At 69.5% G+C, this 9,186-nt stretch carries 5 protein-coding genes; all 5 read right to left on the bottom strand.

All coding sequences use genetic code 11. The features are described 5' to 3' along the window. A partial coding sequence (locus tag AC5Y36_RS24035; RefSeq protein WP_500043478.1) for a PPE family protein occupies positions 1-1,304 on the bottom strand: 1,304 nt, incomplete at its 3' end. Between the two features lie 18 nt (positions 1,305-1,322). Next, positions 1,323-1,628: a PE family protein gene (locus tag AC5Y36_RS24030; RefSeq protein WP_500043477.1), complete on the bottom strand. Its 306-nt coding sequence runs from the start codon at positions 1,626-1,628 to the stop codon at positions 1,323-1,325. 19 nt (positions 1,629-1,647) lie between these two features. Beyond that, complete coding sequence (gene eccCa / locus AC5Y36_RS24025) at positions 1,648-5,598, bottom strand: type VII secretion protein EccCa (protein ID WP_500043476.1); 3,951 nt, start codon at positions 5,596-5,598, stop codon at positions 1,648-1,650. Beyond that, positions 5,595-7,187: a type VII secretion protein EccB gene (gene eccB, locus AC5Y36_RS24020; protein WP_500043475.1), complete on the bottom strand. Its 1,593-nt coding sequence runs from the start codon at positions 7,185-7,187 to the stop codon at positions 5,595-5,597. The genes eccCa and eccB overlap by 4 nt, the downstream gene beginning before the upstream one ends. Next, on the bottom strand, positions 7,184-9,034 hold the full coding sequence (eccA, locus tag AC5Y36_RS24015) for a type VII secretion AAA-ATPase EccA (RefSeq protein ID WP_500043474.1): 1,851 nt from the start codon (positions 9,032-9,034) through the stop codon (positions 7,184-7,186). The genes eccB and eccA overlap by 4 nt, the downstream gene beginning before the upstream one ends. Positions 9,035-9,186: the final 152 nt, after the last annotated feature.

Here is a 9,186-nt window from a genome sequence, read left to right as displayed (position 1 = left end):
CCCGCCAACCCCACCCGCGAACTCCGCCCCGTCCCCGCAAAACCCAACGCACCCGCACCACGACCCGAGGCAGCAGCGCGTTCCTGGTCGAGATCAGGAACCGGCGCGTCGCTGTCCAGGTCCATGAACTCGTCGGCATAGTCCTTGACCGCGGCCCGTTGCCGACGCCGCTCCCGGGCCCGCTCCCGGCTGGAAACCCGAACGGCCGCGGCGGCGGCCGGGACCCGGGCCGCCGGGGCCTTGGCACCTTCACGGTCGGTGAGCGTCGGGCCGACTCCGGATGCCGGGAAGCCTCCCGGGACGATGTAGCCGAATGCGGCGGCGGTCGCCGCCGGGGCCGGTGCGCCCGCCGCGGTCGCGGCCGCACCACCGGAGGCACCCGCTGTCGCGGGTGCGCTGCCCGCGCCACCGAGTCCGACCGGCATCAGGTTGGACTGCTCAGCGCGCACCGAGGCCGGCGCCGGTTGCGGCGCTGCCGGCGAGTCCGCCGGTGTACCGTCCGCCGGTGCCAGCGCGGTGATCCCCAGCCCGAGGACCAGCGGTAGCACCAGCGCCGGCGAGGCCAGCAGCACCGACCAGAAGGTGGTTCCGAACGGGATGAAGAACGCCTCGTAGCCCAGGAAGAACAGCAGCGGGAAGTACGCCGAGGGGTTCGCGAGGATCTCGGCGAGCACCTGTTCGGGGTGCTGGAAGAGCTGCATGAGCTGGTTGAACAGCTGGGTGAAGAAGTCCGATCCCGGGGCGGCGTCGGCGGCGGGGGCACTGTCGGCCTTCACCACCGTCGGCGCCGCGGCGGTGCGGGGCGCCGACGCGAGTGCCGCACCGGAGACCGCGTGATAGCCGGTCATCGTGGTGGCAGCCTGAATCCACATCCGTACGTAGTCGGCTTCGTTCAGCGCGATCGGGATGGTGTTGATGCCAAAGAAGTTGGTCGCGCTGAGAACCGCATGAATGCTGTGGTTGAGCGCCAACTCCGGCAGGGTCGGCATAGCGGCCAACGCAGTGCTGTAGGCAGCGGCCGCGACCTCATGCTGCGCGGCGGTCCCGGCGCTGGCGGTGCTGGCCTGGGCCAGCCATGCCAGGTAGGGCGTGTGCGCGGCGACGTAGGTCTCCGCGCTCTCGCCCTGCCAGGCCCCGGATTGCACCGCACCCAGCACCCCGGTGAGTTCTTCTGCCACCGAGGCGTATTCGGCGCTCAACGCTACCCACGCGTTCGCAGCGGCCAGCAGCGCACCCGGACCCGGACCGCTACTCAACAACGCCGAATGCACCTCCGGCGGTGAAGCGATCCATACGGGACCCACGGGCGCGAACGGCACTGGTTACAGCCCGCCGCCGTAGGTTGCCGCGGCCGCGGCGTCGCCGACGGCGTAGCTGATGCCGGACTCGCCGACGCCGACCCCGGCGCGACCGAGTTCCTCGACTCCCTGCGCGGCCACGGCGGCGTGCTCACTGCCCTGGGCACTGAACCCCGCGGCGGTCTGCAGCGAGACCGGGTCGGCGGCCGGCGGAATCACCGCGGTGATCGCCGGCACGGCGGCGGCGTGCGCGGCGGCCAGCCGGGCGGTCAATCCCTCGACCGCGGCACTGGCCGCGGCCAGGCCTTCGGGAACCACACGTAACGTCATTGCGGATACTCCTTTTCTCTCAGCGCGCCAACCGCTGGTCGACGAGCGGATTGATCAGCTGGACGTAAGTCGCGGCGTCGCTGTCGCCCAACAGGACGGCCCGTCCGGCGGGCAGTCGGCTGAACCGTTGCCCGCGGATCTTGCCGCCGTCCTGCGGGTTGCCGGACAGCATCAGCGCCGTCGCCTGCAGGTCGTTGAACCGGCGCAGCAGCGTGTTGGTCATCAACGTATGTCCCGACCCGGACGCACGCGCGGTGACCACCACCCGCAACCCGAGGTCGCTGGCCTGGGCCAGCAATCCGATCAGGTTGGCCCACGGCCGTTGTCCCACATACGGACCGGACATGGCCGGCGTGTCGGGGATCGAGTCGACGTCGTCGATCAACAGATAGTGGGTGTGCCCCTCGAAGCTCCAGCCGGACAGCTCGGCCGCGGACAGACCCGCCTGCGGCCGGCGGCCCTCGATGATCGCCGACAGTCCCAACATCGCCGGGACGACCCGGTCGAGGTTGGCGGTGTACTCGTTGTCCGGGAACAGCGGCTCGTCGACCAGATGCAGTCGCCGATCCAGCACGGTGAACGCCACCTGATCCGGCTGGGCGTTGTCACGGATGGTGCGGATGATGTGGCGCAGCAGGGTGGTCTTGCCGGACTTGGCATCCCCGAACACCATCAGCAGCGGGTTCTCGGCGAAGTCGATCTCGACCGGCGCCAGATCCTCTTCGCGCTGCCCGATGACGATGCGCTCCGGGCCGGTGCACAGCGGGCCGACCGCGTCGGGCGCCAGCTCGCTCGGCAGCAGCCGCACCGGCGGTGCGCTGGTGCCGGGGTAGCGGGCATTGATCGCACCGATCTGCTCGGTTTGCGGTTCGGCGAACAGGAAGTGCTCGGCCGCCATGGTCAGGCCACGGCCCGGCTGGTCCGCGGGCACCGACTCGGCCGGGCGGTGCAGCGCACCCACCACCCGCACGTTGCTGTCCCGCGCGTCGGCCAGCCGCAGCTCCAGCCGAAGACCCAGCCCGTCGCGCATCGCCAGCGGCACCTCCAGCCAGTTGGGCGTGGTGATCACGACGTGGATCCCATAGGCCAGACCGACATTGACCAGCTCGGTGACCCGGGCCAGCAGCGGGTTGCGGGTGTTGAAGGTATCGGTGTTGTCGCGGCTGAACGCGTACAGGTTGTCGATGACCAGGAAGACCTCGCCGAAACCGTCGTCGAGCGCCGAGGCGCTGTCCCGGCGATCCCGGAACGCCTCGCGACGCTGCCGGGACAGCAACAGCTGCTCCAGCTCACCGAACGTCCGCCGGATCCGCTCGGGTTCCAGCGGAGAGGCGACGCTGCCCACATGGGCCAGGTCTTCCACCGCGCGCAGCTGACCGCCGCCGTAGTCCAGGCAGTAGAACGTCACCTCGCGCGGCGAGTGCAGGTTGGCCGCGGACATGATGAACGTCTGCAGCGCGGTCGTCTTGCCCGACTTGGGGCCACCGTGGATCAGCACGTTGCCGGCCGCGGAGCGCGCATCGAACACCAGCGGATCGCGGCGCATCTCGAAGGGCTTGTCGATCTCGCCCAGCGGCCAGCGCCCCTGCCCGGCGACCACGCCGGCCCGCGACAGCACCGCGGACAGCGGAATCGCGTCGTCCAGCGGCGGCAACCACAGTTGCGGTGCGCGCGGCCCGCAGTCAGCGAGTTGATCGCCGATGGTGGCGATCAACTTGCGCGGCGGACCGACCAACTCGTCCTCGTCGGCGTCGGTAGGCAAGGTGTCGTAGTCGCCTTCGACCCGCCCGGCGGTGAACAGCTTGGGCTCCGGAGCCGAATGCACCACGATCGCTTTGGCTTCCCGCGGAGGGTCGTAGATGCCGTCGACGTAGGTGCTGCGGAATTTGATCGGCGCGGCGCCGGGGGCCGGCACCAGAAAGCCCACGCCTTTGTGTTCCTTGCCGGACTCGATGTGATAGGCATCCTCGACCCCGATGATCTGCCGAGAAACACTGGGGCTGGCCACCTTCAACCCGATCCGGTAGGAGGTGTTCTTGTCGATGTCACGGATCTTTCCGACATCGAGCGTCTGGGACGCGAACAGGATGTGGATCCGGAATGAGCGGCCCTTGCGTGCGACGTAGTCGAACAACTCCGCGTACTCGGGGTGATCGGCCAGCATCAGGGTGAATTCGTCGGCGACGACGAACAGGGTCGGGATCGGCGGCAGGTCGTGTCCGGCAGCGACGGCGGCCTCGTATTCGGTCACCGAGTTGAATGCGCTGCCCTGAACCGTGCGGCCCGCCTCCCGCAGCAGCAGCTCGCGACGAGCCACCTCACCGCGCAGTGTGTCGGCGAAGCGATCGGCCAGCGACTTCTTTTCGGCCATGTTCGAGATCACCGCCACGACCTGCGGGAAGTTGCGGAAGATGTCGGCGCCGGCCTCACCCTTGAAGTCGGCATAGATCACGATCAGCCGGTCAGCGGAATGAGTGGTCAACAGCGACAACAGGATCGACATCAGCGTCTGCGACTTGCCGGCACCGGTCATACCGATCATCAGGCCGTGCGGGCCCATGCCGCCTTCGGCCTCATCCTTGAGGTCGAACATCAGCGGCTCACCGGTCGCGGTGACGCCGATCGGAACCCGCAGTTCGTCCTCGCGGCGCCGCGGCGACCACAGTGAGGACACATCGAGCTGGGTTGCATCGGGGATGCCGAGCAGCGTGGTGAAGGTGGCGCCACGGGTGGCTGCCGAGCGCAAGCCGGCGTGGGTCGGGTTCGAGTCCCATCGGGACAGCCGCCGGCCCAGGTGCCCGGCCTCCTCGATGCCGAGTTGGTCGGCCGTGTCGGCGTAGCGTTCCCAGCCCCCGCTCTGCCACCGGTCGATGGCGCCCCCGCTCACGCGCAGGATCGGCCGCTCCGGGTCGGAGTACTGCTCGCGGTTCGGCGCGGTGGTGGAGCGCTGGATGACGGTGACCCCGGCCCAGCCGGCCGACAAGGTCGAGACGTTGAGGTCGTAGTCCGGGTCGTCGACGACGATCACCAGGTGCCGAAGGGCATCGGCGGGCTCGCCGGTGAAGTCGGGCCGGTCCGCCAGGGCCGGACCCAGCAGGGCTGCCAGCGCGTCCAGGTTGGGCGCCAGGTAGCGGGCCGGGCCCACCCCGTCGAGTTGGCCCGGAATGTCGACGTGCGGCAGCCATTTCAGCCACGACCACTGCGGGCTCTCGAGTTCGGGGGCGGCCAGCGCCACGCCGAGCATCGTCGGGTCATGCCAGATGACCGCCTGCGCGATCCAGGCGCGGATCGCGGCGCGGACCTCGTCGGCCTCACCGAGCACGGTGATCCGGGATACCCGGGCCAGGTTCACTCCGATCGGCACGTCGTGCACGGTGCGCTGGGTGTCGAGCAAACCGCGTAATGTGCTGTGCGACACCGGCTCCAGGTCCACCTCGTCGGCGGTGTCCTTGACCCGCAGGGTGGTCGCCAACGGTACCGAGTGCCGACCGGTGCGCACCACCAGGAAGTCGTCGTCGCGGGGGTCGCGCTCCCATTGCCGACGTGAACCGGGGACGCAGGCCAGCTGGTCGGGGTCCGGATGCGACCACTGCGCGGCATCCCGCTGCTGGGCGGCGGTGGTTCGGATGTTGTCGCGGACCACCGACAGGTAACGCAGATAGTCGGCGCGCTCGGCGTCGACTTCCTCGGTGCGCATCTTGTTATCGGTGCCGCGGTACAGAGCGGTGGCCGCCAACAGCAGCACGAACGGGAAGAACAGGGTCTGCGGGGAGATGATCCGGATACCGGTGGCCACCAGCGCCACGATCATCCCGACGATCAGCACCACGATCACCACGGGCAGCGCCCGCCGCAGCATCGACGGCGGAATCACCCGCGGCAACTCCGGCGGCGGCTCGATGGTGATGGTGCCCTCGCGGATCCGCGGCCGCGGCAGCCGGCGGTGCGTCTCGAAGATCAGCCGGCTCATCGGGCGGCCTCCTGCTCGGTTGCGACCCGGTGGGCGGGCCGGTTGTCGGGGGACACCCAGTCGCGAGCGACCAGGGCATCGTCGCGCGAGAGCGCGGGACCCGGCGCGAACAGGGACAGCACCGACCAGGGGACGGGTACGGCGGGCGCGGTCAGACCCAGCGCCTCAACGGCTTTGGAGTGCTCGGTGCCGTCGATGCCGTAGCGCACCCCGGTGTCGGAAATCCAGAACAACGAGCCGGCGGGCTGGGCAGCGGGCCCCTGCCCGACGGTTTGGGCGAAGTAGCCGCTGCCGGGCGTCAAGGCGACCCGGGTCGCCGTGCCGTCCGCGCCGGCGGCGACCAGATCGACGGTGCGCGCCTTGTCGGCCATCGGCAGCACCGACCCGGACAGCAGCGTCAGGGCACTGGTGGACGCACCACTGGACTGGCTCCAGTGCGCGCACATCACCGGGTCACTGACGGCGTCGACCAGGGTGACCGGCTTCTCCGGGTAGCGCGTGGTGTCCAGCATCCGCGACACCGGCAGCTTGGCGACCTGGTCGGCGCCCAGCGACGGCGGCTCGTCCATCCCATAGGAGTTGGCGTTGCGCAACACCGCCGCCAGCACCGGTGAGATCGGCTGCAGCCCATCGGGCAGCACCGCGTAGTACTGCCGGGTGCCGTTGTCGGCGGCGCCGTCGGCGCTGCTGATGGCGTGCGTGACCAGCACCGCCCCGGCGACCGCGGAGGCGGGCAGGGCCAACTTCGTCGGGCTGCCGGCATCGGGGATGTCCGGTACCGCAAGCGGCGGCGCCTCCGGGATCGCGTTGAACAGCCCGGACGCGATCGGCCGCGGGGTGACCGCGTCGGCGTCGATGCCCAGTGCTCCGGTGACGGCCCGATCCTTGAGATCGATGCGGCTGCGTCGTCCGTTCCACACCAGCCAGGTGCTGGAACCGTTGTCCACCAGCACCGCCCGCCCGGCGGCAAGTGCGTCGGCCCGGGCACCACCGCTCTGCAGCGGGCCCGCGATCACGCTGACCCCGGTGGCCGGACCGGACACCCCGTCGCAGACGGTCCAGTCCGCGTCACGGGCCGCTGATTGCACCATGCGTTCCGGCGCTCCGGGAATTCCGACCATGCTGCCGCGCGGGAACTGGTCCAGGGCAGAGCTTTTCACCATTGTCGGGTTGACCGGGCGTCCGGCGATGAGCCGGGCAGAGGTCAGGTTGAGCACCGGGTGCAGTTCTTCGCCGAGCCGCACATACAGCGCCGACGTGGTGCGGTCGGCGAGCACGGTGTCGTTGCCGACCGTGCCGTTGGGCCGGATCAGCGACAGCACGAAGCAGCCGGCGACCCCGGTAACCAGCAGAATCACGCCCATCAGCACCGAACGAGACTGGCTGCGCAGCGGGTCGACCAGCATCCGGGTGTCGTGCAGGGCGACGCCCGAGGCGATCCGGCGCATCACGAACCGCCAACCCGACACCTGGTGTCGGGTGACGAAGCCGCGCCGGTAGGCCACCTGGTCGGGGTTGTTGTTGACCGGGGTGCGCGACGCGAAGGACCGGCGTTCGCCGTCCGCGGGGTCCGGCTGTGCGCCGCTCATGCCGACACCGACAGGCCCAGGCCGCGCAGCAGCGGCGTGACCGAATGACCGACATCGGTCGCGGTAATGGTCATCAGATCCTCATCGGTGAACGTATTGGTGCCCGCCGCATCCGAGTGGTCGAGCCGGAACTCGCGTTCCTCCTCGGAGCGTTCCACCAGGTTTCGGACGAACCGGCCGTTGCCGGCGATGTCGAGACTGCGCCGGTTGATCCCGTTGGCGTCGGGCATCGACGACTCGGCCAGGTTGGAGAACAACGCCTCCAGGTTGCTCAGCGCGGTCTGCTCGAAAACGCTGTCTCGGTGCTGGGCCATCACGTTGGCGATCTCGACGAGTTCGCCAGGTGTGTAGGACGGGAAGTCGATGCTGCGGGTGAACCGGGACCGCAGGCCCTCGTTGGTGTCCAGGAATCGGTCCAGATCGGCGCGATAACCGGCGATGATGACCACCAGACGATCGCGGTCGTTTTCCATCCGGGCCAGCAGGGTGTCGATCGCCACCAGGCCGAAGTCATTCTTGGCGCCGGTCGCCACCAGGGCGTACGCCTCGTCGAGGAACAGCACGCCGTCGAGCGCGCTGTCGATGATGGCGTTGGTTTTGGCCTCGGTTTCACCGATGTGCTGACCGATCAGATCGGCACGGTGCACCTCTTTGACGTTCTCCTTTTTCAGCAGGCCCAGACCGCAGTAGATCTTCGCGACGACGCGCGCGATCGTGGTCTTACCGGTTCCGGGCGGACCCGCGAACACCAGATGGTGGGTGCGCTGGGCGACCGTCAACCCGTGTTGTTGGCGCCGAATGGCCATCGCCACCGAGCTTTTCAGGCGTTGCACCTGGTTCTTGACCTCGTCGAGACCGATGAACTCGCCGAGTTCGCGTTCGGCCTCCAGCAGCAGCGCCGCCTTGCGTTCATGCGCACCCGGGTCGACGAAATCGCCCTCGGTGGGCTCGGTGTCGACGTCCCACGGGTCGGTCCGGGCCTCGATGCGGTCCGCGGTGGTGGTGACGATGCCGAAGCTGTGGTCCAGCAGCGCATGCTGGATCTGCTCATTCTCCGGGTTGGCCGCGTACAGGTCCTGCAGCACCTCGGCGGCGGACTCCTCGTCGTCCTGGGCGCGCAGCACCAACCCCTTGGCCAGTGCCCCATCCACGGCGGCCACCGCGATCGGGCCGTCCGGCTCTTCCAAATAGGACAACGCGGGTGCGTACATCCCCAGCCGGGCCAGCGCGATCCCCAGCGTGATCTTGGCGGCGTGGGCGAACATCTCGTCGAGAGCCGGGTCGTTGACGATCGGGGTGAGCTGCTTGACCACGTCCGACCAACGCGCGGCACGGTAGTGAATCGCGGCCGCCACCCAGCGGGCGTCGGTGAAGCTCGGCCGGCGCTCGGCGATCTCGGCGACGATGTCGTGCGCAGCCGCGAACTGGTCGGGCGACCCGGTGTCGGCCAGCGCCGCGGCGTAGGCGAGCTGGAAGTCGTCCGGGTCGGTTGCCCGGAATTGCAGGTACAGCCCGGTGTCGTAGCGGAAGCCCAGCGCGCCGCGCCGCAGATCGAGCTGGCGCTGCAACGTACCCGCGGTCGGCGCGGTCCGCGCCGCGGACTCCAGCACCCGCATCGAGGTGTCGCCGGCGGCGGCCAGCCCGACCCAGGCATCGCACTGGTCATGGGCGACCCGGGTCAGGGCGGCGAACCCGGTGCGCGCGGCGGCCAGATCCGCGGGGCGTTGCCGGTCGTGAACCGCAATGCCCAGCGCCCGGCAGCAGGTCGCGAAGCGGCTGACGATGTCGCTGTCCACCCGGCGGCCGCCGGTGCGGGTCACCAGCATGCTGACGTCCCCGTTGTCCATGCTCGGGCGGCCCCCTTGTAGCTCATGTTTCCCATGCCAACTCGGCTGAAGTTAGCATTGCATAAGCTAACTGTCGAGGCGTCCGTGGGTTCCCGACGGTGGTCGCTACCGGCGACCCTGTTGATCCTCACCTGCGGAGCGTATACCCGTCG

The sequence above is a fragment of the Mycobacterium sp. NGS50 genome, from assembly GCF_059812545.1.
This window is presented reverse-complemented; position numbering and strand designations above follow the sequence as displayed.